The organism is Dasania sp. GY-MA-18 (assembly GCF_024734385.1).
GTDB classification, from domain to species: domain Bacteria; phylum Pseudomonadota; class Gammaproteobacteria; order Pseudomonadales; family Dasaniaceae; genus Dasania; species Dasania phycosphaerae.
The window spans coordinates 30,163-53,175 of the sequence record NZ_JANHAP010000012.1; the positions used below are offsets into that span (position 1 = coordinate 30,163).

Sequence of the window (23,013 nt, forward strand, 5' to 3'; positions counted from 1 at the left end):
AAGTAGAAATAGGCCTGCCCTGTTATATCCAAGGCAAGCCTATAAAAAGTCAGGGCTTAGGTATAAGTGGCTTAGCCGGGTTTGGGCCAAACAAAGTCAGGGCGTAGCCCTTCGTATACCGGGCGACCATCGCTGGGGGCGGGGGCGCCAGCGGCGGGGTCGTAAAAAGCGTGATAAGTGGCAGGCAGTTGCTCACTGTTATAGCCCATGAGGTTAGGTACGATAACGCGTATACGCTTTTCTTTATCATCTAACATAATAGGGCTGCCGCATTCGGCACAGGTACATAATTCTAGCGGCCCATTGGGATTGTTGGCATTAAAAGGCTGGCGTTTTAAGCCCGCCATGTTGTCCACTACTATATCGCCATAGTTAAAAAATACTACGTGGGTGTTGTCTTGGCCGGTAACGTTTTTGCATACCGAGCAATGGCAGCTGTGATTGTCTATGGGCTCATTACTGGCATGGGTATGTATGTGTTCACAGCCACCTTCATATTTATGTGACATGATCTGCATCCTTTATAGAGTGAGTCTATACCGCGCTCATTTTACTGAGCCCTATAAGCCTAGCAGTTGAGCATAAACACACAAAAGAATAAGACTATTTGCCTGCGGGAATAATATGCAGAGAAAGGGCCTTATAAGAACAAAACCTAGCTGCGCAGCGGTACGGCTTAGCGCTGACAATGGCTGACAAAATAGGGCTGCTTAGCAGGCATAGTCAATTGACAGGGCCACAGGCAAACACAATCATAAGCGCTATGCTAATCAGGCTATAAAATATAAAAGGTGGCACAACCCATGACGGACTTTAGCCTCACTATTAATGGTAAAACCCATCACCTAAAAGATGTGCCGCAGGACATGCCGCTGCTGTGGCTATTGCGCGACCAACTCAATTTAGTAGGCAGCAAATACGGCTGTGGCGGCGGCTACTGCGGTGCCTGCACGGTGCATATGGATGGCATGGCGATACGCTCCTGCTCTATACCGGCAGCGGCTTTGGTCGGCAGGCAAATTACCACCATAGAGGGCTTAGCTGAAGGGGCCGACTTACACCCCTTACAACAAGCGTGGATAGATCACGATGTGCCGCAATGTGGCTACTGCCAAGCTGGGCAAATTATGAGTGCGGCGGCGCTGTTAAACCAGCAGCCTAAGCCCAGCGACAGCGATATTGATCAGGCCATGGCGGGCAACCTCTGCCGCTGCGGCACCTACACCCGCATCAAAAAGGCCATACACCATGCTGCCGAGCAATTAGCCTACGATGCCACTGCCAGCAAAGGAGGCAACTCATGAATGCTAAAGCAGGGCTTAGCCGCCGAGGCTTAATTAAGTTAATGGCGGTAACCGGTGGCGGTTTGAGTTTGGGTTTCCATTTACAGTTAGGCGCGAAAACGGCGGCAGCCAGTGTCGAGCTTAACGCCTATATACAAGTGTTGGCGGATAACCGAATAATCATAGCCGCGAAAAACCCGGAGATAGGCCAAGGCGTTAAAACCTCACTGCCCATGATAGTAGCCGAAGAATTAGATGTAGACTGGCAGCAAGTAGAGGTAGTACAAGCCGCCATTAATGAGGCCAGCTACGGCCCGCAATTTGCTGGCGGCTCACGCTCGGTGGCGATGAACTGGGACGTACTACGCCAAGCCGGTGCCACGGCCAAAGCCATGTTAGTACAGGCCGCCGCGCAGCAGTGGCAGGTCACTACCGCTAGCTGCAGCACCCAAGCCGGACGGGTGCTACACAGCGCCAGTGGCCGCAGCCTTAGCTATGGTGAGTTGGCTACAGCAGCAGCGCAATTGCCGCTGCCAGCGGCTGATAGCTTGGTTTTAAAATCCCCCCAGCAGTACAAGCTAATAGGCCAGCGCATAGGCGGGGTGGATAATCATGCCCTGGTCACCGGCCAGCCCTTATTCGGCATAGACCAAACTTTGCCGGGTATGAAATATGCCGTATATGTAAAATGCCCCGCCAGAGGCGGTAGTGTTGCGCACAGTAATATTGCGCAAGTGAAGCAGCTAGCCGGCGTGGTAGATGCTTTTGTACTGGCGGGTAATGGCGATGTGGGCCAACTCTTGCCGGGCATAGCCATCATCGCCGACTCTACTTGGGCGGCATTTTCTGCCCGTAAACAATTACAAGTGACCTGGGATGAAAGCAAAGCCGCCAAAGATGATTGGCAGCAACAGCGCAGCCGCGCTCTAGCGATTAGCCAGCAACAGGGCGAGGCTTTATTAACCCAGCATGGCGATGTGGCTGCCAGCCTAGCCAAAGCCGATAAAACCCTTAGCGCATTTTATGCCTATCCCTTTTTAGCGCACGCCCCCCTAGAGCCACAAAACTGCAGCGCTATTGTTAAAGACGGCCGCTGTGAGTTATGGGCGCCCACCCAAACTCCACAATATGCATTGGGCGCGGTAGCCAACACCTTGGGTATAGAGGCCAAGGCCGTAACGGTACATCAAACCCGTATAGGTGGCGGCTTTGGCCGTAGACTAATGAATGACTACTGCTGCGAGGCTGCCGCTATTGCCCAGCACAGTGGCCTGCCTATCAAGCTGCAGTGGAGCCGCGAAGATGATATGGCTTTTGATTTTTATCGCCCCGCAGGCTTTCACAGCTTGCAAGCAGGCTTGGATAAGCAGGGGCGCATTATGGCTTGGGATGATCACTTCATCACTTATACCGAAGACGGTAAAACCCCCACCCGCGGTGCTGGTTTAAACAGCAATGAGTTTCCCGCGCCGCTGATTAAGCATGTGCGGCTAAGCCAGACCTTGTTCGATACCGGCATACCCTGTGGCTGGTGGCGTGCGCCCGGCTCCAACGGTATAGCCTTTGCGATACAAAGTTTTATCCATGAGCTGGCCCATGCCGCCGGTCGCGATCACCTAGAGCTATTATTAGAGCTTATGAGCCAGCCCACTAGGCCGGCCGGTGAGGGTGCAGGGCAAGTGCTGGACACGGCCCGCGCCGCAGCGGTGATTAAACTGGCCGCGCAAAAAGCGGGCTGGGGTAAAAAATTGCCTAAGGGTAGAGCGCAGGGCTTAGCTTTTCACTTTAGTCACAGCGGTTATTTTGCCGAAGTGGCCGAACTCAGCGTTGACGATGATAAGAAAATCCAGCTGCACAAGGTGACGGTAGCGGGGGATATAGGCCCCATAATCAATATGAGCGGTGCCGAAAATCAGGTGCAGGGCTCGGTGATAGATGGCTATTCCACCATGGCCGCCTTGGCGGTGGATATCAAAGCGGGCCGGGTACAAGAGAGCAATTACCACCAATACCCACTGCTGCGCATGCCCAGCAGCCCCGAGGTGGCCGTGCATTTTATCCAATCCAATAACCCGCCTACCGGAGTGGGTGAGCCCGCCTTGCCACCCTTGGCAGCAGCGGTATGCAATGCGCTGTTTACCGCCACCGGGGTGCGGGTGCGCGAACTGCCCTTAAGCTTGGCCGGGTTTACGGTGTAGCATGGACAGCAGTCAGTTAGCGGTTTTACAAGGTGCTATGGCCTGTTTGCAGCAGGGGCGGGCCGTAACACTGGTGTCGGTAGCGCGTACCTGGGGCACTTCCCCACGGCCTGTGGGCTCGCTGCTGGCAGTGAGTGCTGACGGCCGTTTTTATGGCTCCATTTCTGGAGGCTGTGTAGAGGATGATTTAATTAGCCGCTTGGTAGAGCAGCCCATACAACAGCCGCAATTAATGCTATACGGCGAAACCGACGCGCAGCGCCATCGCTTTGGCCTGCCCTGCGGCGGCGTCTTAGAGTTAGTGCTGGAGCCTTTAAACAATAGTGGCGAGGTGCAGCGTTTAATTGATGCCATTAGCCAACGGCAAGCGCTAACGCGCCAGCTGAGTTTAAGTGATGGCAGCAGCCGTTGCGTGCATTTTCAAACAGGCGATAAGCCGCAGCTTAGCGACCAGCAGTGGGTTAATGTGTTTGGCCCAGTGTGGCGTTTGTTGATAATTGGCGCTGGGGAAACTTCGCGCTACTTGGCCGAAATGGCTCCTGCGCTGGGCTATAGTGTGGCGGTTTGTGACCCTAGGTCTGCCTACCGTGAGGCTTGGCCGCTAAGCGAATTGCCTGTGTTGGCAGGCTTTCCCGATGATGTGGTGACAGCGTTTAAACCCGACCCGCGCACTGCCATAGTCACTCTTAGCCATGACCCCAGGGTAGATGATATGGCCTTATTAACGGCGTTAAAGAGTGAGGCTTTTTATGTGGGGGCGCTGGGTTCGAAAGCGACCAGTGCGAAACGGCGGCAACGCTTTTTAGAGCATTTTGATTTTACTGAGGTCGAGCTGGCGCGCCTGCATGCCCCGGTGGGTTTGGCTATAGGCAGCAAAACCCCGGCAGAAATTGCCCTGTCGGTATTGGCAGAATTAACCGCCTTAAAAAATGAGGTGGTTAAATCGGCACCGTGTAAAGAGCAAAATAATTATAGTGTTAGCTCGGCATAGGCCTCGGGGCTGTCTATGTCGGCAAAAATTCCTGAGTGATCAACCGGCACTTTTATTATGTTATGGGCATGACGGCTTAATAATACTTTAGCGCCACTATCGCCGCTTAATTGTTCTATTTCAGCAAAATAATCACGGCCCCATAATACCGGGTTACCACGCCTACCTTGGTAATAAGGAGCAACAATTTGATCATGGCTGTTGAATGCGGTTAACAACTTTGTAATATCCGTGCCGCTAATCAGTGGCATATCCCCCAATAAAATAATCGCGCCATCAAAAGCATGATTGTTGCCTACTAGGGTCTGCAAACCGCAGCGCAATGAGCTGGCCATGCCCGATGCAAAGTCTGGGTTGTGTACGCAGCGCACGGCTAGACCTTGCGTCGCTTGGGCAACAGCGTCAGCCTCATGGCCAGTAACGACAATAATAGTTTGCAGCTGGGCTTGTGCGGCGGCGTTAACCACTCGCATAATCAGCGGTGCATGGTCTAAAGGCAGCAGTAGTTTATTCTGCGCCCCCATACGGGTTGATTGCCCCGCTGCCAATATGATGGCGGCAATATTAGTAGCCATACTCATCCATCTTGATGTTAAAGCTAGCGACTCTACAACTAGCAGCTAGCCGCTAGAAATTAATAGTAATGGCTGCAGCTGCGGCGCGAGCCTTAGCTCTAGCGTCCTCTAGATCTTTACCTTTGGCCAAGGCTACCCCCATGCGACGACGGCCATTTACCTCGGGCTTGCCGAACAGGCGCAGCTGGGTGTCGGGCTGAGTCAGGGCTTGCTCTACGTGCTCAAAGCTTAGTTGTTTGGATTCGCCCTCTACCAAAATCACCGCCGAGGCCGAGGGGCCTTGTTGGGCAATATTGGGTATGGGCAGGCCTAAAATGGCTCTGGCATGCAGGGCAAACTGGGGCAGGTCTTGGGCTATCATGGTCACCATGCCGGTGTCGTGGGGGCGCGGTGACACTTCGCTAAAATACACCTCGTCGCCCTTAATAAATAATTCCACCCCAAAAATGCCGCGCCCGCCTAAGGCTTCGGTAATGGTTTGCGCCATGGCTTGCGAGCGCTGCAGGGCTAATTCGCTCATGGCCTGTGGCTGCCAGGATTCACGGTAGTCACCGTCTACTTGGATATGGCCTATGGGCTGACAAAAACTGGTGCCATCGCGGTGGCGTACGGTGAGCAGGGTGATTTCATAATCAAAGTCTACAAAGCCTTCAACAATAATACGGCCCTCGCCGCTGCGGCCGCCCTGTTGTGAGTAAGTCCAGGCTTGTTCTATATCGGCCTCGCTTTTAATGGTGCTTTGGCCTTTGCCGGATGAACTCATGACCGGTTTAACCACACAGGGTATACCCACTTTTTCTATGCCAGCTAAATACTCGGCTTTGCTATCGGCAAAAATATACTTAGAGGTGGCCAGCCCTAGCTCTTCAGCGGCTAAGCGGCGTATGCCCTCTCTGTCCATGGTTAGCTGGGCGGCGCGGGCGGTGGGTATAACGGTGTAGCCTTCTTGCTCTAGCTTAACCAGCTCGTCGGTGGCTATGGCTTCTATCTCGGGCACAATTAAATGGGGTTTTTCGGTTTCGACTATATTGCGCAGGGCGTTGCCATCTAGCATGTTAATGGTATGGCTGCGGTCGGCCACCTGCATGGCGGGAGCGTTGGGGTAGCGGTCTACGGCAATTACTTCTACGCCATAGCGCTGTAGCTCTATAGCCACTTCCTTACCCAGCTCACCAGAACCTAGCAGCATGACCTTGGTGGCAGTCGCAGAAAAAGGGGTGCCTATAGTCGTCATAATCCCATCCTAATTATTAGTTAAAGGCGATATTTTACGCTGTTTGCAAAGGGGCTGGCGATTGTTTTTTAGGGGAAATAATAGCGGCTGTTAGTTTCGGCCTTGTTGCCAGTGCAAAAGTCGCCGCCCTGAATTAATCCACAGGGGGCTAAGCAACAGTGATAAGGCGATGGCGCATATGGATAACTGATAACCTACGTTAGTAATAATATGGGCTTGATAACCCACAGCTGCTAATACAAAACTAAACTCGCTAATCTGTGAGAGTAATAAGCCAGCAAACAAACTGTCGTGCCAGCTAAACTTAGCCATTCTTAATATCAATGCATTAATAAAAGTATTGGTGAGCAATGCCGCCAGTACGAGTATGCTTACCTGTACCCAGTGTTGTAATAAAAAACTTAAATCTAACAGCATGCCCACCGACACAAAAAACAAGGCAACAAATAGCACTTTAAAAGACTCTAAGTTGTGATGCACCCACTGGGTTTCTTTGCTGACGCCTATAAACATACCTGCCATAAACGCGCCTAATGCGGTAGATAGGTCAAACCAGGCAGTAATCAGCGATAAACCAAAGCATAGGCTTAGGCCGGTAAATAATTGCAGCTCTTTATCGTCGTGCAGCCAGCGGGCAAAGGGGAGGTGGATTTCTTTGCGATAAATAATATAGCCAAACAGTGCCGCCGCGAGAATAGTGCCCACACCTTGTTTGAACAGTTGCGTAGGATTGATGTCGCCAGCAGTGAACAGCCCTAAAATAATTAGCATAGGGATAATGGCCAAATCCTGTACTAGGGTAATACCCAACACCCCTTGGCCCATTTTAGAGTTAAGAAGGCCGTTATCTTGCAGCAATTTTATAACGACTACGGTGCTGCTTAAGCTAATAACAAAACCTATGAGTACTATGCGTGCCAAACTCCATTCATACCAAAGGCCGATTAGCCACACACAGGCGATGCTTAATAGTATTTGCAAAAATGTACCAAAAACCGCCAGCTTCCAGTTGGCAACTAATTTACTGGCGTCGGTTTCCATGCCCACAAAAAATAATAGTAGCACTACACCTATAGCGCCTAGGCGGGTAATTAGGGCGGGGTCAGTCACCAGCTCTAGCCCCCATGGGCCGATTAACATGCCTACCAATAAATAAGTAATTAATTGTGGCTGGCGCATTATTTTAATCACAATACCGGTTAGCAGTATTATTAAAATAGCGGCCACGGCCTGCGGCATCAGGGGATCCATAAACATAGTGCTAACTCTATAGGGGTTATTTTAACCAGCGCCAACGCTTAAATAACAGCCATTGGATTAGGGCAATAATAACCATGGTAATGCACACTGCATTAAATGCCCAAGGGTGATCGTAAGCGGGTATGCCTGCTACGTTCATCCCCAATAAACTGGCAAGAAAGGTGAGGGGCAAAAAAAACGTGGCCACCACAGATAATAATAAAATGGTGCGGTTAGAGGTTTCGGTGTTGCGTTGTTGCAGAGCGTCGCGCAGTAAGCCTATGCGCTCGCGCATAGCGGCATGGACTTCTATGTCGCGCCTTAGCGTGTTTATGGTTTCGCGCCAGCGCACTTGGTAAAGGCCTTTTTCGCTTTTGCTGCTGATGATTTCAGCGACTTCATGATCGAGTTTTTGCAAGGCTTCCAGTTGCGCTAATAAAAAACGGCCTACATGGGAAATGTTTAAGCGTATGCTGTGTAATTTATGGGAATCTATTTTTTGATTGAGCTCCCATTCCTCTTCTATGTTATTTAAGTTTTCATCTAAGTCTACTAGGTGGGCGCTAATATGGTCAGTCATTAAATCTACTAAACGCCAGATAAGGTAGTAAGGTGTTTTGGGGTATTTATCTAGTTGTTGTATTTTTTCATATAATACTGTCACCGCGGGGACTGTGACTCTGGCAATGGTTATTAATACATTGTGGCTAAGCCATGCACGTAGAGAGGGGAATTCTGCTTCATTTTCATTTTTATAATCGATGGAGCGCAAAGTAAGTATCAGTTGTTCGGTGTCGTTAACAAACACTCTAGGCCTGGTTAGCTCGTCACAGAGGGCGTTAAGGCTGTGGCTATCAGTTTTTAATTGGTCTTTTAGCCATTGTCTAGCGTCTTCTAAGTCACCATCAAAGTGATACCAATAAAATACATTGGCCTGCTCTAGCTTAGGCAACTCGCTATCGGCTAGTAAGCTGGTTTGATGGTTTTCAAATTTTAGAGCAAACATTTGTTTCCCCAAGCCAATTGGGTTTAGGCTTAATGATTAATCAAAAGTTAAAAGCTTAGTATTTACATCACTGCCACAGCTGCCAATAATGCTTGAACATAGTACCTAAATTGCAGAGCAGCAGCTATGCTATTACTAGGTATAATTTTATTAAATAGGAGTTTAGTCATGGCCGGTGGCTTTGCCAAAGATGGCGCTGTGCAAGAGCAAATTGACGCCAGCATAGATGATGAAATCAATCGTGCCCGCAGCCATTTGCCGCAGGGTGAAAGTGCGCAGCGTTGTGATGAGTGCGATAAAATTATTCCGCAGGCTAGGCGTGAGGCCCTGCCGGGCGTACGTTTGTGTATAGCCTGCCAAGAGCTGGTCGACCAGCAGCACAGTGCCAATGTGGGTTACAACCGTAGGGGTAGTAAAGATAGTCAGTTACGTTAAGCGCTAGTGGTATTTAAAAAAGCTCGGCCTGTGTGGCCAGCACCTTTAACTGATCCCCTAATTTAATCTCACCGCTTTTTAAAACCTTACAACACAGACCACCATAGCCCAGCATGGCGGCAACACCGCCCTTACCTAAGGGCTGCTCCATACGTGAGCAGGGGTGGCATAGCGCGGTGGCTTCAAAAATGGCACTGCCTAGGCTGAATTGTTGGTGGCGCAAGGCGTTAAGATTAATGCCGGACACCACTAAGTTACGGCGCAGTTGTTCGGGTTGTAAGTCAGGCTTATTGCTGTGCAAGGCTATTTGTTGGATAAATTCCTGCGAAATAATAGTGACTTGCCGGCCTGAGCCTGGGGTTTTGGTACTGCGGTGGTCGCCTGCTAAGCCCAAGTCTTTGATTGCCTGGCAACTATCAACACTGACCATGGCCGCGCGGTGCTGTGGTCGCAAACCTATCCAGCATAAAGTGGCGGGCGGTAGTTGCTGAGCGTAGCGGGCAAAAAGGTGTTGTTGGGCTTTCATCTTTTAAGCACTGTTTTACTGTGGCATGGTGGCTTTGACTATATCGCGCTGGCTGTGTAGTTCTCTGGCTGCTACTAATGCAGGGTAGTCAGCAAAGTCGTATAACTCGCGAAATTCTGCCCAGTCTAATAAGCTAATCAAGGCCATGGTAGCGTAATGCCAATCAGCAAAAGCGCCTTGTGCTGCCTGCTGGTTTAGCCATTGCAAACTGTCGGGTATGCGCTCGCGCTGTAGTTTGAAGATCAGTTGATCTGAGTTGGTATCCAAATCCGAGCGCTTGCTGATAAATAAAATAACCAGTGAGTCGGTAACAGCATCTATCACACTGACCAAATTATATTCTTCCATAGGCGGTTGTGGCAGAGCCTGTTTTTGGATGAGATATTGATAAATAACATGAGAGTCAAAAATAGTCATGTCGCCATCTACCAGCACGGGTAATTTTTTAATTGGGGTAATGGCGGCGTATTCAGCCCGTTCGGCATCGTCAAAAACATTTAGCGTCTTAAATTGATATTCCTCGTCAGCCAAAAACAGACGTATGCGTCTAACAAAGGGCGAGGGTATTGAACCATAAAGGGTCATGGGCATAGGTTTACTCCAAAGGCTTAGCGCTAGCGGCTAAGGGTGAGCGGTTTAATTGTCGGCTATAACTGGCTGCTAATATAGCTGCAATTAGACGCTATTAGCTAGGTTAAAGTATGAAAAAAATTGGTTTTATTGTGTTTTGAAATATCACCACCGACTACCTTGGCTAATTACATCTCCCTATTAGCGTTATAGCTAAGATCAATTTCTATTATCGCCGCCATACCACTATCTTTCTTAGCAAGCAGAGCTAGGCTAATTAAGGCTATGCCATGGCTGGTGGTCTGCATCAATAAATTGAGTAAAGGAGAAAAACAATGAATAAACGCGACTTATCGTTAGCGGCGGCTATTGCGCTAGTCCTGTCGCCCTTGCTGGCACCTAGTGTGGTTTATGCAGAGGCCAAATCTAACCAATTTTGGTGGCCGGAGCGCTTGGACTTAGCGCCTTTACGGCAGCACGGGCCCGAGTCTAATCCCTTGGGTGAAGATTTTAATTATGCCCAAGCGTTTCAAGCCTTAGACATTAAGGCAGTAAAAAAAGAGATTGCGGATTTGATGACAGCATCACAAGATTGGTGGCCTGCCGACTACGGCCATTACGGCCCTTTCTTTATACGTATGGCTTGGCACAGCGCTGGTGTTTACAGGGTTGATGACGGCCGTGGTGGCGCAGCTGGTGGCCAGCAACGCTTTGAGCCGCTTAATAGCTGGCCTGACAATGTTAACCTAGATAAGGCTCGCCGCTTACTTTGGCCTATCAAACAAAAATATGGCAGTAGCTTATCGTGGGCTGACTTGATGGTGCTAACAGGCAACGTTGCCTTAGAGTCCATGGGGTTTAAAACTTTTGGTTTTGCCGGTGGCCGTGAAGATGATTGGGAGGCTGATTTAGTATATTGGGGCCCAGAGCAAAAATTTATGGACGATAAGCGTTACAGCGGTGATAGACAATTAGAAAAGCCGCTAGCTGCCGTGCAAATGGGTTTAATTTACGTAAACCCCGAAGGCCCTAATGGTAACCCCGACCCTTTATTGGCAGCTAAGGATATACGCGAAACCTTTGGCCGCATGGCTATGAACGATGAAGAAACCGTTGCCTTGATAGCCGGTGGCCATACCTTTGGTAAGGCGCACGGTGCCAAAAAACCAGAAGGCTGTGTAGGTGCTGAACCTGCCGCCGCGGGCATAGAGCAACAAGGTTTTGGCTGGAAAAATAAATGCGGTAGCGGCAAGGCGGGCGATACCATTAGCAGCGGCTTAGAAGGTGCTTGGTCGGTTAACCCCACGGCTTGGACTACACAGTATTTAGATAATTTATTTGCCTATGAATGGGTGAAAACTAAGAGCCCCGCAGGCGCTATCCAGTGGATACCCGCCAATGGCGAGGCTGCTAACTTAGTGCCCGATGCCCATGACAAAAGCAAACGTCATGCGCCTATTATGTTTACCACTGACTTAGCGTTGAAGTTTGACCCCAGTTATAAAAAAATTGCCCAGCGTTTTCATCAGGATCCAAAAGCCTTTGAGCTAGCCTTTGCCAAAGCCTGGTTTAAATTGACCCATAGAGACATGGGGCCCAAGGCGCGCTACATAGGTGGTGAGGTGCCCGCTGAAACTTTATTGTGGCAGGATCCTATACCCGCTGTGGATCATAAGCTGATTAACAATAAGGATATTAAAAAGCTTAAGGCGCAAATACTCGATAGCGGTTTAACTACGTCGCAATTAGTAACTGCTGCTTGGGCTGCAGCCGCTAGTTATCGCGATACCGATATGCGCGGTGGTGCCAATGGTGCACGTATACGTCTAGCGCCACAAAAAGATTGGGCTGTTAATAATCCTAAGGAACTGAGTAAAGTATTAGAAAAGCTAGAGGCTATACAGCAGGCTTTTAATAGTAAGTCAGCTAGCAAAAAAGTATCGCTGGCAGATCTTATTGTGTTGGGCGGTGCTGCCGCCATAGAGCAAGCTGCGCAACAAGCCGGCCACAAAGTGCAGGTACCTTTTGCTCCGGGGCGTATGGATGCCACCCAGGCGCAAACCGATGTGCAGTCTTTTGCTGCACTAGAGCCCAAAGCGGATGCTTTTAGAAACTACTATGCTCAGGGTAATCGTCTATCACCTACTGAAATGTTAGTGGATAAAGCCAATACCCTCTCGCTAACAGTGCCTGAAATGACAGTGTTAGTCGGTGGGATGCGGGTGTTAAATGCCAATGCTGATCAATCGCAACATGGTGTGCTAACTAATAAGCCTGGTACCTTAAGTAATGATTTTTTTGTTAATTTATTGGATATGTCTACCCGCTGGCAAAAATCTTCCCAGCAAGAAGGTATCTACAGCGGAGTAGATAGAAAAACAGGCAAGGTAAAATGGCAGGCTACACCGGTGGACTTAATTTTTGGTTCGCACTCAGAGTTACGCGCAGTAGCAGAAGTCTATGCCGCTAACGATGGCCGGAAAAAGTTTGTCAATGACTTTGTCGAAGCTTGGGTTAAGGTGATGCGATTAGATCGTTTTGATTTGCAAGGCTAAAAAAACAAGCTTAAATTTAAAACTAACAAGCCCGCAATGATTGCGGGCTTTTTTTATGCTTATTTAGTTTGCCGCTATACCGTATAGCTTTGCACCCACTTCCAAGTTTGTTCATTTTTTCTGCCTGTGCAGGCGATATCTTCAAAATAGCCTTTAAAGGTAATGTCTATGCTAATAATTGTACCTTTGGGCGCAGCGGCTACGCCAAAATGAGTGCTAGGGGAATCTAGGCACCAGTATGAACAGCCAGAATTTTTATAACTTTCCATGCCAGGGTTTTTACTGGGCTTGTAGCCATAGGCTGCTTTAAATGAGCCAGGGTTAGCCGCATCGCCTATAGTGTCTAATTGAAACTGATTGGGATCTATATAAACGGGCTGCGGTTTGCCGCCGGGTTGCTGTGGGGGTTTAAAATTAAGTGGCGGCAAGCCCTGCACTGGCAGGGCAATAAACCCCGGTTGCTGTGCTGTAATTTGGCCTTTAATTTCTTGTCGGTATTCGCAGGCGTTACAGGCGCAGTTATTATTATCAGTGAAAGTGGCGCGAATAATCCAAGGGTCAGGGAATAGATATATGCGGCCAGTGGCCTGAGTAGTATTTACGGGGAGATTGCCATTCGGCGGCGTAAAGCTGGCAACACAGCAACATTTTGCTGGCGGTGGTGGGGGAGCTGGCGGAGCGCAGAATATAGCTTGGTCCTGATAATAACCTATAAAGTTTGGATCTTGTTGTTGCCCAGTGTGGCTAGGCTTGGCATGAGTTAAGCGCAACTCCGTTACCACGTGGCAGCCTAGCAAACCTAGTGACAGGTAAGCGGCAGGTACTTGCGTCTTAGCAAAATGCGCTAGCATGAAATACGAACTCACAGCTTTAAACGTGATAGCTGGCAACGGCCCTGTTGTGGGGCTTATCTGAAGTAAAGGTAGGGGCTGATAATGGCTATCTAACAACTCAATAGTTAAGTCATGAGCCATAAGGTTGCTAGCGCAGTCAATGTTTACTGCCGATAGGGATAATGCCCAGGAATTATTATCTTCGACGACATCATAAGATACATAGTGATTAGCCAAGTTTACAAATTGGGTGGCAGTGTTATTTGTAGGGGCTGCTTTATGCTGCTTCATTTATATCTCCTTATATTTTTAATATTTATCAATAACTATTTGTTTTGTATTAGATTTTAGGGTGATGGTAAAAATACAGTGTGTTTATATTTGCCTGCTATGTAAGATGAGTTATTTTTCTAATTAAAACAGCTACAAATCAATACAAACAATAGACCATAATATGATAAACAGCAGGTGATATATGAGTGACCAGCACAACAAATAGGCGGGAGTGCATAATGTATTTGATCATTGGGGCACGATAAGTTATGCCTTGTTTCTGGCGCAAGTAGACTATGAAATGCAGTTAAATATAACTATAAAATCAAGCTTGACGTAATCCCCCAAATTTTTGATGACATACAGGCCAAGTATAACAACAGTTAGAAGGGAAGGGGTGTTTGTAAGAGGCGTTATTTGAGATACAAGGCCTAACTAAGCAGCTGTTTAATGGGTAATTAATTTAAAACTGTAGGTCTTAAAAAACACCAGTTGAAAAACTGCTGCTGAGTTTTAACCCCTATTTTTTCAAATGCACGTTTTTTATAGGTCGCAATGCTGGTTTTTGCGACGCCCAATTTAAGTGCTATCTCAGGCGCTTGTTGGCCTTGCAGTATACCCAGGCAAACTTCCAGTTCGCGCTTAGATAATACAATGTTATTGCGGCTAAGTTGCTGCTGCACTTTTAATTGTAAGTCTACAGGCCTTTGTTTGAGACTTAGCTGTGCTTGAATACTATTCGCATGTTGCGCCAGCAAGGGCGACAATAACTCGCTTAGTTGTTGTAATATTGCTAAGTCGACTTGGCTAAAGTCGTTGTCATTATGTAGCCTCCCCAGCCAGAGCACATAGATGCTGTGTTGTCTAAGCGCAGCATACACCGCAAACTGGCGAAAGTAGCCCTCATCAAAATAAAAATCCCGCAAGGACTTTGATTGAATATCGGTAGGGCTAGATATCCAGGCGTTGGTGCCGCTTGTTAAGTTTTCAAAGCGCTGTATATCTGGACATTCTCGGCTATATAAGGAATAGCGCAATAATAAATCACGGCCACCTTCATCAATAGTTGTAATAGGGCAGTCGCCCATGCTGGCAGAACCAAAATACTCCACATCATCTATGCTGTTTTTTCCGGCGCTTAGCTGTAGCCGGTGTAGTTGTAAGGTCTGGGTGGGTATATAGCGGTGAATAAACTGCAGTAACTGATTAAGAAAGTCATTACTGCCTAAGCTGTCGATGAATTTGGCACAGTCAGAAAGTGTTAGCTTCAATTCTGCTGGTTTCGGTGTATGAGTTGCTGTGTGGGGAGAGGTGGCCATATTTGCACGATTGAGTTTGAAGCTGTCACTAATTTGTCCTATTTGCTGTAGGACAGACTAAACATTAATCATTCAGTAGTCTAGCCAGTTATTGTTAATCTATTGAGTATGGGATGCTGGGTATAAATTATGATCAAATATTTTTTAGCTACACTGCTTGTTGCGGTGTTGAGTGCTTGCGCTAACTTGCAAGCGACGTCGCAACATTTGGCAGATAAAGTGTTACTCAACGCCAATATTTATACCGTTAATCAGGCTCAGCCTTGGGCGCAGGCCGTTGCCATTGCCAAGGGTAAAATTGTTTATGTGGGCGATGATGTTGGTGCTCAGCGCTGGATAGGCTCAAAAACCCTAGCGCAGGATTTACAGGGTAAATTTCTGTTGCCTGGGTTTGTAGATGCGCATTCGCATATATTTTTAGGGGGGGCGCATATGGACGACCTCGTCTTAAATCCTAAAGCGGATATAGCCACTTGGCTACAAGAGGTGAAAGACTATAGCCAAGCTAACCCTAGTAAAAAAATAATTATAGGTTCAGGTTTTTTATCAAGCACGTTTGGTGCAGATGGGCCTAATAAAGCTATGCTGGATGCCGTAGTACCAGATAGGCCTGTATTTATTATGGATGAGGGCATGCATGGCGCATGGCTTAATAGTGCAGCATTAACTGTTTTAAAAATCACCGCTGAAACTCCTGATCTTTCAAATTTTGATTACTACAAACGTGATAGTAGAGGCGAACCTACCGGCTATATTTTAGAGGGGACTGTTTGGCAGGCTATGTCTGCGCTTAATGCCAATACAGTACAGAGTGTGGCAGAGGGAACGGCAAAGGTTATAGACCTGTATAACAGCTACGGGGTTACCGCGGTATTTGATGCCGGGCCATGGGATGCCAAAGATATTCAATTAGATGTGTTAGAAGAACTAGAGAGCCAAGATGCTTTAACAATTCGATTTCAGGGCTCGCAGTACATTGATAATATTGACGATAAAGATACCATCGTAGATGAGCTGTTGCGGCTTCAGTCGAAAAGTCAGGGTACGCGCCACCCCATCAACGTATTAAAAATAATGGTGGATGGTACTGTAGAAGGCCAAACTGCCGCTATGTTTAACGCCTATCAAAATGATGCCGATAATTTTGGTGAGTCAGTTTTTACACCCGCACAGCTCAATAGCTTAGTGGATGAGGCTAGCAGCAAAAATATAGACGTCCACTTTCATGCCTTGGGCGATAGAGCTATTAGTGAATCATTAGATGCCATAGCGCTGGCAAAAAATAATCACCCAGATAGCAGTGCTAGGTTTACCATCAGTCACATACAGGTAATGGCCGACAAAGATATCCCTAGATTTGCGCAATTGGGCGTAATCGCGCAAAGCTCCTTACTATGGGCTGCAGGCGATGAACAAGGTGAAAAGTTTTTATCAGCGGATCAATTTCAGCGCTACTATCGCTTTAATAGTTTACTTAATGCTGGTGTGACATTAAGTTTTGGCTGTGACTTTTCATCGCACGGCGGTGGCCTTGAAGGCATTGCCCCCTTATATAACATGGAGGTAGGTCATACTCGCCAGTTAGTAGGCAGCCCTAGCTCTATGATGCAGCCATTAGCAAAGGAAAAACTAAGCATAGCCAGTTTAATCTATGGCTACACCATGGGGGGAGCCTACCAAATGCGATTAGAGCATGAAATAGGTTCTATAGAAGTAGGTAAAAGAGCGGATATGGTGTTGCTGGATGAGAATCTATTTATGGTGAAACCCTATCGAATACATAAAGTGCAGGTATTGAAAACCTGGTTGGATGGGGAGTTGGTTTTTAGCAAACTTTAATTGAGAGTGGCTTGAAAAATAGTTTGAGGGTTGACAGCTTAAATTTTCTTAGTTGAGACTTGCTCTGATTTTTTATGTCTTTTTTGTGAGATGTAAGGCCTGATTCTGCTCTTTCTTAATTTCGGTAATAAGTACAGCCAGGGGCAATATGCTAGGTTTACATAGGAACAGGTGTGTAGTGTGACTGGGATCGACTTATAAAACTTGTCTTTAGGTACTGTGTTTATAGACTGCTAATATTTATATAAAGGTGCAGATAGCACCTTTGTATATTTTAAAAGCTAGTAATAGTAAGGGCGCAATCTAGAATAACGATAGTCAAGATCTATGAATCCTAGGCAGGAAAATTAACTGAAAACAATAAACTCAGCATCGTCATTAAGTACATCGTGACCAATGAGATCTTCAATAGTGCTTGAATTAGTAGCCGCGCTGAATTCACGGTAGGCGGTCATAGAGAGGATCAAGTCACCATTGTCATCTTCAAAAAGTATGCTGTCTGCCGCCTCCACCACCACAAGCAAGTAAGATTGAGGTGGTTAATATAATACTGAGCTTAACGATTGAATGCATGACAACTCCATGTTTTTATAAATCCTATGCACTGTCTAGCGAATAATGAGCGGGTCATTATTGCTTACATGAATGTATGAGAAATTATAAGTCTAAAAGGTGTTATTTATTATTATCAAAATCCATCTAAATTTTTAGTCTTTATAGCTGTAAAAACACCATTAATCCATAAATACTTTAGTAAATATTACCACTTGCTCCATGGGTTTAAGAAATAACCCCAGTAACTCTAGCCCGCTTACTACCCGCTTCAATAGGCGCAGCCAATCTAGTCTGCCTGCGTTTAATATTGGCATCTATCACATTTTTAGCGGCTATTAACAAACCGGTAAAAATAAACGCACCGGGTGGCAATATGGCCACTAAAAACTGGCGGTAGTTTTCAAATAACACGATTTTCCATTCGCTGGCGGCGGCGCCAAATAGTAAATCCATATTGGCAAAAATAGCGCCGGTGCCTATTACTTCGCGCAGGGCGCCTAGCAATATCAAAATAAGGCTAAAGCCCAAGCCCATCATTAAACCGTCTATTAATGCGGGAGCTATTGGGTTTTTACTGGCGAAGGCATCGGCGCGGCCTAATATTACGCAGTTGGTGGTGATTAGCGGTAAGAAGATACCCAGTATTTGAAACAGCTCGTAAGCATAGGCTTGCATAAGTAGCTCTATGCAGGTTACCGCCATGGCGATAATCATTACAAAGGCGGGTAGGCGTATGGCGTTAGAGGTAATGTTGCGTATTAGCGATACACAGACGTTAGAGGTCACTAATACAAAGGTGGTGGCCAAGCCCATGCCTATGCCGTTAATGACCGTGCCGGTTACTGCTAGCAGTGGGCATAGGCCCAACAGCTGCACGATGGCGGGGTTGTTTTTCCACAGGCCGTTAAAGGATATTTCCTTATAGTTAGCGCTGGGCTTGCTGCCAAGCTTATCGTCGGCTGCGCTGTTATTATCGATGTCGGTATTGCTATCGGCGTTGGCCATTACGGTTGCTCGCTGGTTGCGGTGTGGATTGTGGTATTAGCAGCGGGGGCAAATATCGCCGCTTGGTTGGCTGCAAAATACTGTAATGCTTTTTTAACAGCATTGGTCACGGCGCGCGGGGTGATGGTGGCACCGGTGAATTGGTCAAAGTCGCCACCGTCTTTTTTCACGCGCCAGTCTGTGTTGGCTAAGCTTTTGCCGTTAAAGCTCAATACCCAGTCGCTCTTTTTTAAATCTATGGCATCACCTAGGCCCGGTGTTTCGCGGTGGGATAACACGCGCACGCCAGCAACGCTGCCATCCACGTTTACCCCTACGATAAGATTAATATCGCCAGTGTAACCATCACGGGCGGTGGCGGGGATAATGGCGGCAACGTTATCAGCATCCATGGTCGCTATAAATAAGCGGCTGGCTTCACGCAGGCCTAGTAGCGTTGCATCATTCACTAGCTTGTTATCGTCTAACAGGCTGTTGTTGTGGCGATGGTCGGGCACTATTTCTAACAGGGCTTTTTGTTGTGCCTGCCGTATATTGCTTTTAATTTGTTGCTGGGTGCTTAAATAAGTACCGGCAATCACAAAGGTGGTGGCCAAGGCAAAGGCCGCTAATAATAGAGCGTTATTGCTAATGGATTGTTTTAGCATTAGTGGCTCTCCTCTTTAGACGGCGGCTGCTTGGCTTTATGGCCATAGGTACGTGGCTGGGTGTAGTAATCAATAAAGGGCGCGGCAAAGTTCATTAGCAATACGGCAAAGGCCAGTGCGTCGGGGTAGTTGCCCCAGGCGCGTATGACAAATAATAACAGGCCTATTAAGGCGCCATATACCAGGCGGCCACGATTAGACACCGCCGAGGTAACCGGGTCGGTAATAATAAAAAAGGCACCAAACATGGTGGCACCGCTTAATAAGTGAAACAGCGGTGAGCCCTTAGAGGCGGAGCTGCCACCGTCATAAAAAAACAGGGAGCAAAACGCTAAGCTGCTTAACATCGCCACCGGCGCATGCCAGGTAAACACACGTTTATAGAGTAGGAAGCAGCCACCAGCTAAAAAGCTCAGGTTTACCCACTCCCAACCTAGGCCCGCCCAGCGGCCAAAACCGGGGTTGTGGGCAAACAGGTCGGCAACTAATTCGCTGTTATTGTTTTTTAATACATCCAGCGGTGTGGCCATGGTGTGGCCATCAATAGCGCCGCTGTCTATAAGTGATAGCGGTGCTGCCCATTGCGTCATCTCCACGGGAAAGGAGATAAGCAACACCACATAGGCCACCATGGCGGGGTTAAAGGGGTTGTAACCCAAGCCACCGTATAAATGCTTGGCGATAATAATGGCAAAACCTATGCCTATGGCCACTAACCAAATCGGTGAGTGTGGTGGCAGGGCGATGGCTAATAACACCGCAGTGACTACCGCGCTGTAATCACCCAAGTAAAAAGCCAGGGGGCGCTGGCGTAGTTTTAACACGCAGGCTTCAAACAACAATGCCAAGGGGATGGCGATGGCTAAATTAAGTAAAGTCCCCCAACCAAAAAATAAACTCAGTGCCGCTATACCCGGTAGCGTGGCCAGCAACACCAGTTGCATAACCGTGGCGGTACTTAAGGGCCTGTGCGCATGGGGTGATGAGACATTTAATAATGACATTTAATTTGCCTCGTCCGTTGGTTTTGTTTCGGGTTTTGCTGTGGAGTTACCTGCCTCTGTTTCTGCAGCGGCGGCCTTGGCGGCTTTTTTAGCTTTGGCACGGGCGACGGCTGCTTGCACGGGGTCTAGCTCTTGTTCGCCTCCGGCTTGGGCGGCGGCTGCCAGTTTGGCCTTGGCGGCAGCTTGGCGAGCGGCACGTTTTTCTGCCTTCTCTTGTTCTTCGCGTTCTAGTCTTTGTTGCCTGGCTTCAAAGCGGGCTTTGGATTGCTCAGCCTTGTGCATTTCGGCTTTGTGCTCGCGTATATCGGCTTTGGAGGCGCGATAATATTGGACCAGCGGGATAGTGCTGGGGCATACGTAAGAGCAAGCACCGCACTCTATGCAGTCGAACAGGTTTAGCTCTTCTAGTTTTTCATATTCTTTGCTGCGGGCGTACCAATATAATTGCTGCGGCAGTAACGAGGCCGGGCAGGCTTCGGCGCACATGCCACAACGTATACAGGCTTGCGCCGGTGGCGGGGAGGGCAGCTCGGCTTCGGTGGCGGCCAGTAAGCAGTTAGTGGCTTTGATTACCGGCACGCTGGTGTCGGTAAGAGTAAAGCCCATCATGGGGCCGCCCATAATTAAGCGCTGGCAGGCGCTGGCATCAAAACCCGCTTGCGCTAACACATGGGCTATAGGGCTGCCGATTAACACTTCAAAGTTTTGTGGCTGCGCGCAGGCCTGGCCAGTAACGGTGGTGATACGGCTGATGAGTGGTTTGCCTAAGACTATAGCGTCGTGTACGGCAGCAACCGTGCCTACGTTTTGGCAGACTATGCCTACATCGGCGGGCAGGCCGCCGCTGGGAACTTCGCGGCCGGTTAATATTTGTATCAGTTGTTTCTCGCCACCCGAGGGGTATTTGCCTGCAAAGCTCACCACGGTGATATTGTTTGCGTTGGCCTCTGCTATAGCGGCTTCTAACGCGGCTATGGCTTCGGGCTTGTTATTTTCTACCCCTATTAAGGTGGCGGTACTGGGCTTAATAATATGCTGCAGTATTTGTATGCCGCTAATAATTTGCTGGGCGCGCTCGCGCATTAATAAGTCGTCGGCGGTGATGTAGGGTTCGCACTCGGTGCCGTTGATGATTAGCGTGTCTATGGCCTTGTTAAGGCTGGCTTGCGTGTCGGAGCTAATCAGTTTTACCGCCGTGGGAAAGCCCCCGCCGCCCAAGCCGGTAATACCTGCCAAGCGTATTTGTTCTACCAATTCGCTGGCAGGCAGCTGGCTAAAATCCTCGCAGCCTTGTAGCGGGCACCAGTTATCTTCGCCATCGGTTTTTATCACTATGCAGTTATCTTGCATGCCCGAGGCGTGGGGGATGGCGCGCGGTTCTATGGCTGTCACCTCACCCGAGCTGGGTGCATGTATATAAGCACTAATGCTGCCTTTGGCTTGGGCTATGCACTGGCCCTTGAGCACTTTATCACCCACGGCAACGATAGCTTTAGCGGGCGCGCCAGCGTGTTGCGACAGGGGCAGCACCAACTCTGCCGGTAGGCTGGCCTGTTGTATGGGGCGGCTGGTAGATTGCGCTTTGTTTTGTGGTGGGTGTACACCGCCCGGCGTAGGGTAGGTTTTAGGCATATTGTTGGATAGGGTGTTGGGCAGACGCTGGTTCATGCGCTTACCTCCGGCTGGCGGTCGGTGGCAATAATATGGCTGCGCTTAAGTTGCTCTTCGGGTGTAGGGGGTAGCTGCCAGCTCCAGCTTTGTACCGTGGTTGCTATGGGTAGCATGTCTATGCAATCTACTGGGCAGGGCTCTACGCATAAATCACAGCCGGTACATTCATCGGCGATGACGGTGTGCATTTGCTTAGCGGCACCTAAAATGGCATCCACCGGGCAGGCCTGTATGCATTTGGTGCAGCCTATGCATTCATCTTCGCGTATGTAGGCGACTTTTTTAACGTCTTGGGCACCGTGCTCGGCATCCAGTGGTAGTGGCTCTACATCTAACAGGTTAGCCAAGTCGTGTATGGTGGCTTCGCCGCCGGGTGGGCATTTGTTTATGGCCTCGCCATTGGCTATGGCCTCGGCATAGGGGCGGCAACCGGGGTAGCTGCACTGGCCGCACTGAGTTTGTGGCAGCAAGTCTTCAATTTGATCGACTATAGGGTTGCCTTCGGTTTTAAAACGAATAGCGGCAAAACCTAATAGCGCGCCAAAGGGTATGCTAAGCGCAACTAGGGCGACCACGGCGGTGAGTAGTGGGTGTAAGCTGATTAACTCTATCATTACACCAACCCAGCAAAGCCCATAAAGGCCAATGACATTAGGCCAGCGGTAATCATACCGATGGCGGCCCCTTTAAAGGGCGTAGGCACATCAGCGGCGGCTAGGCGTTCGCGCATGGCGGCAAATAACACCAACACTAATGAAAAGCCTGCGGCGGCACCAAAGCCGTATAGTGCTGACTCCATAAAGCTGTGGTTTTTGTTGATGTTTAATAGCGCTACACCTAGCACCGCACAGTTGGTGGTGATTAGCGGTAAAAATACCCCTAGCACTTTGTACAGCAGCGGGCTGGTTTTACGCACCACCATTTCGGTGAACTGCACTACCACGGCGATTACTAAAATAAAGGAAATGGTGCGCAGGTATTCTAAGCCCAGCGGCACTAACAACCACTGGTAGGTTAGCCAGCTGCAGATGGACGCCAGGGTGAGCACAAAGGTGGTAGCACTGGACATGCCTATGGCGGTTTCCAGTTTGTTGGACACGCCCATAAAGGGGCATAGCCCTAAAAACTGTACCAGTACAAAGTTGTTAACTAGTACGGCGCTGATGAGTAGTAGTGCGTAGTCGGCTAGCATGGTGTTTGGTATACCGGTTTTGTTCCGGTATTTACTTTCCTTCTTTTGGATTCCGGCTTTCGC

21 protein-coding genes are annotated in these 23,013 nt (G+C 48.6%); 6 read left to right on the forward strand and 15 right to left on the reverse strand.

Annotated elements, in window-relative coordinates; all coding sequences use genetic code 11:
- Positions 1-71 precede the first annotated feature (71 nt).
- Positions 72-509: a GFA family protein gene (locus NO559_RS14090; RefSeq protein ID WP_258332509.1), complete on the reverse strand. Its 438-nt coding sequence runs from the start codon at positions 507-509 to the stop codon at positions 72-74.
- Between the two features lie 294 nt (positions 510-803).
- Here NO559_RS14090 and NO559_RS14095 point away from each other — a divergent pair, with 294 nt between their 5' ends.
- Genes NO559_RS14095 through NO559_RS14105 form a run of 3 tightly spaced genes read left to right on the forward strand, consistent with a single transcriptional unit; the run spans position 804 to position 4,472 of the window.
- Entirely contained in the window at positions 804-1,304 is a 501-nt protein-coding gene (locus tag NO559_RS14095) for a (2Fe-2S)-binding protein (RefSeq protein ID WP_258332510.1), read from the forward strand.
- Positions 1,301-3,481, forward strand: a complete 2,181-nt coding sequence (locus tag NO559_RS14100) for a molybdopterin cofactor-binding domain-containing protein (protein ID WP_258332511.1) — start codon at positions 1,301-1,303, stop codon at positions 3,479-3,481. Before NO559_RS14095 ends, NO559_RS14100 begins: the two co-directional genes overlap by 4 nt.
- Before the next feature lies 1 nt (position 3,482).
- A complete protein-coding gene (locus tag NO559_RS14105) occupies positions 3,483-4,472 on the forward strand; it encodes an XdhC family protein (RefSeq protein WP_258332512.1) in 990 nt (329 codons plus the stop codon).
- On the opposite strand, the gene NO559_RS14110 is transcribed toward NO559_RS14105, so the two are convergent.
- The 4 genes from NO559_RS14110 to NO559_RS14125 all read right to left on the reverse strand — a co-directional run bounded on the left by NO559_RS14110 (position 4,451) and on the right by NO559_RS14125 (position 8,526).
- A complete protein-coding gene (locus NO559_RS14110) occupies positions 4,451-5,047 on the reverse strand; it encodes an NTP transferase domain-containing protein (protein WP_258332513.1) in 597 nt (198 codons plus the stop codon). The two genes, NO559_RS14105 and NO559_RS14110, sit on opposite strands and share 22 nt — an antisense overlap.
- 52 nt (positions 5,048-5,099) lie before the next feature.
- Positions 5,100-6,284 carry a formate-dependent phosphoribosylglycinamide formyltransferase gene (gene purT / locus NO559_RS14115; protein ID WP_258332599.1) on the reverse strand — a complete coding sequence of 395 codons (1,185 nt, stop codon included), beginning with the start codon at positions 6,282-6,284 and terminating at the stop codon, positions 5,100-5,102.
- A gap of 87 nt (positions 6,285-6,371) precedes the next feature.
- The gene (locus NO559_RS14120) at positions 6,372-7,538 is read right to left on the reverse strand and encodes a cation:proton antiporter (RefSeq protein ID WP_258332514.1); all 1,167 of its coding nucleotides are present in this window, start codon (positions 7,536-7,538) and stop codon (positions 6,372-6,374) included.
- A gap of 19 nt (positions 7,539-7,557) precedes the next feature.
- Positions 7,558-8,526, reverse strand: a complete 969-nt coding sequence (locus tag NO559_RS14125) for a CorA family divalent cation transporter (RefSeq protein ID WP_258332515.1) — start codon at positions 8,524-8,526, stop codon at positions 7,558-7,560.
- Positions 8,527-8,694: 168 nt separating this feature from the next.
- Between NO559_RS14125 and NO559_RS14130 the strand changes: the two genes are divergently transcribed.
- Positions 8,695-8,961 (forward strand): DksA/TraR family C4-type zinc finger protein, encoded by a 267-nt coding sequence (locus NO559_RS14130; RefSeq protein WP_258332600.1) that lies wholly within the window; start codon positions 8,695-8,697, stop codon positions 8,959-8,961.
- A 13-nt stretch (positions 8,962-8,974) separates the two neighbouring features.
- Here NO559_RS14130 and NO559_RS14135 read toward each other — a convergent pair whose 3' ends face one another.
- Both NO559_RS14135 and NO559_RS14140 read right to left on the reverse strand, forming a co-directional pair.
- Positions 8,975-9,487 carry an MOSC domain-containing protein gene (locus NO559_RS14135; RefSeq protein WP_258332516.1) on the reverse strand — a complete coding sequence of 171 codons (513 nt, stop codon included), beginning with the start codon at positions 9,485-9,487 and terminating at the stop codon, positions 8,975-8,977.
- 15 nt (positions 9,488-9,502) lie between these two features.
- Entirely contained in the window at positions 9,503-10,078 is a 576-nt protein-coding gene (locus NO559_RS14140) for a glutathione S-transferase family protein (protein WP_258332517.1), read from the reverse strand.
- 314 nt (positions 10,079-10,392) lie between these two features.
- Between NO559_RS14140 and katG the strand changes: the two genes are divergently transcribed.
- On the forward strand, positions 10,393-12,612 hold the full coding sequence (katG, locus tag NO559_RS14145; RefSeq protein WP_258332518.1) for a catalase/peroxidase HPI: 2,220 nt from the start codon (positions 10,393-10,395) through the stop codon (positions 12,610-12,612).
- A gap of 74 nt (positions 12,613-12,686) precedes the next feature.
- Here katG and NO559_RS14150 read toward each other — a convergent pair whose 3' ends face one another.
- Positions 12,687-13,736, reverse strand: a complete 1,050-nt coding sequence (locus tag NO559_RS14150; protein WP_258332519.1) for a hypothetical protein — start codon at positions 13,734-13,736, stop codon at positions 12,687-12,689.
- A gap of 440 nt (positions 13,737-14,176) precedes the next feature.
- Positions 14,177-14,989 (reverse strand): helix-turn-helix transcriptional regulator, encoded by an 813-nt coding sequence (locus NO559_RS14155; protein ID WP_258332520.1) that lies wholly within the window; start codon positions 14,987-14,989, stop codon positions 14,177-14,179.
- A 177-nt stretch (positions 14,990-15,166) separates the two neighbouring features.
- Between NO559_RS14155 and NO559_RS14160 the strand changes: the two genes are divergently transcribed.
- Complete coding sequence (locus NO559_RS14160; RefSeq protein ID WP_258332521.1) at positions 15,167-16,876, forward strand: amidohydrolase; 1,710 nt, start codon at positions 15,167-15,169, stop codon at positions 16,874-16,876.
- A gap of 780 nt (positions 16,877-17,656) precedes the next feature.
- Here the strand turns inward: NO559_RS14160 and NO559_RS14165 are convergent.
- Genes NO559_RS14165 through rsxA form a run of 6 tightly spaced genes read right to left on the reverse strand, consistent with a single transcriptional unit; the run spans position 17,657 to position 22,950 of the window.
- Positions 17,657-18,436 carry an electron transport complex subunit E gene (locus tag NO559_RS14165; protein ID WP_258332522.1) on the reverse strand — a complete coding sequence of 260 codons (780 nt, stop codon included), beginning with the start codon at positions 18,434-18,436 and terminating at the stop codon, positions 17,657-17,659.
- Complete coding sequence (gene rsxG / locus NO559_RS14170) at positions 18,436-19,083, reverse strand: electron transport complex subunit RsxG (protein WP_258332523.1); 648 nt, start codon at positions 19,081-19,083, stop codon at positions 18,436-18,438. Before rsxG ends, NO559_RS14165 begins: the two co-directional genes overlap by 1 nt.
- Positions 19,083-20,087 (reverse strand): RnfABCDGE type electron transport complex subunit D, encoded by a 1,005-nt coding sequence (locus NO559_RS14175; protein WP_258332524.1) that lies wholly within the window; start codon positions 20,085-20,087, stop codon positions 19,083-19,085. The genes rsxG and NO559_RS14175 overlap by 1 nt, the downstream gene beginning before the upstream one ends.
- Positions 20,088-21,755, reverse strand: a complete 1,668-nt coding sequence (rsxC, locus tag NO559_RS14180; protein WP_309149081.1) for an electron transport complex subunit RsxC — start codon at positions 21,753-21,755, stop codon at positions 20,088-20,090. It lies immediately after the preceding gene.
- Complete coding sequence (rsxB, locus tag NO559_RS14185; protein ID WP_258332526.1) at positions 21,752-22,372, reverse strand: electron transport complex subunit RsxB; 621 nt, start codon at positions 22,370-22,372, stop codon at positions 21,752-21,754. Before rsxB ends, rsxC begins: the two co-directional genes overlap by 4 nt.
- Entirely contained in the window at positions 22,372-22,950 is a 579-nt protein-coding gene (gene rsxA, locus NO559_RS14190) for an electron transport complex subunit RsxA (RefSeq protein WP_258332527.1), read from the reverse strand. The genes rsxB and rsxA overlap by 1 nt, the downstream gene beginning before the upstream one ends.
- Positions 22,951-23,013: the final 63 nt, after the last annotated feature.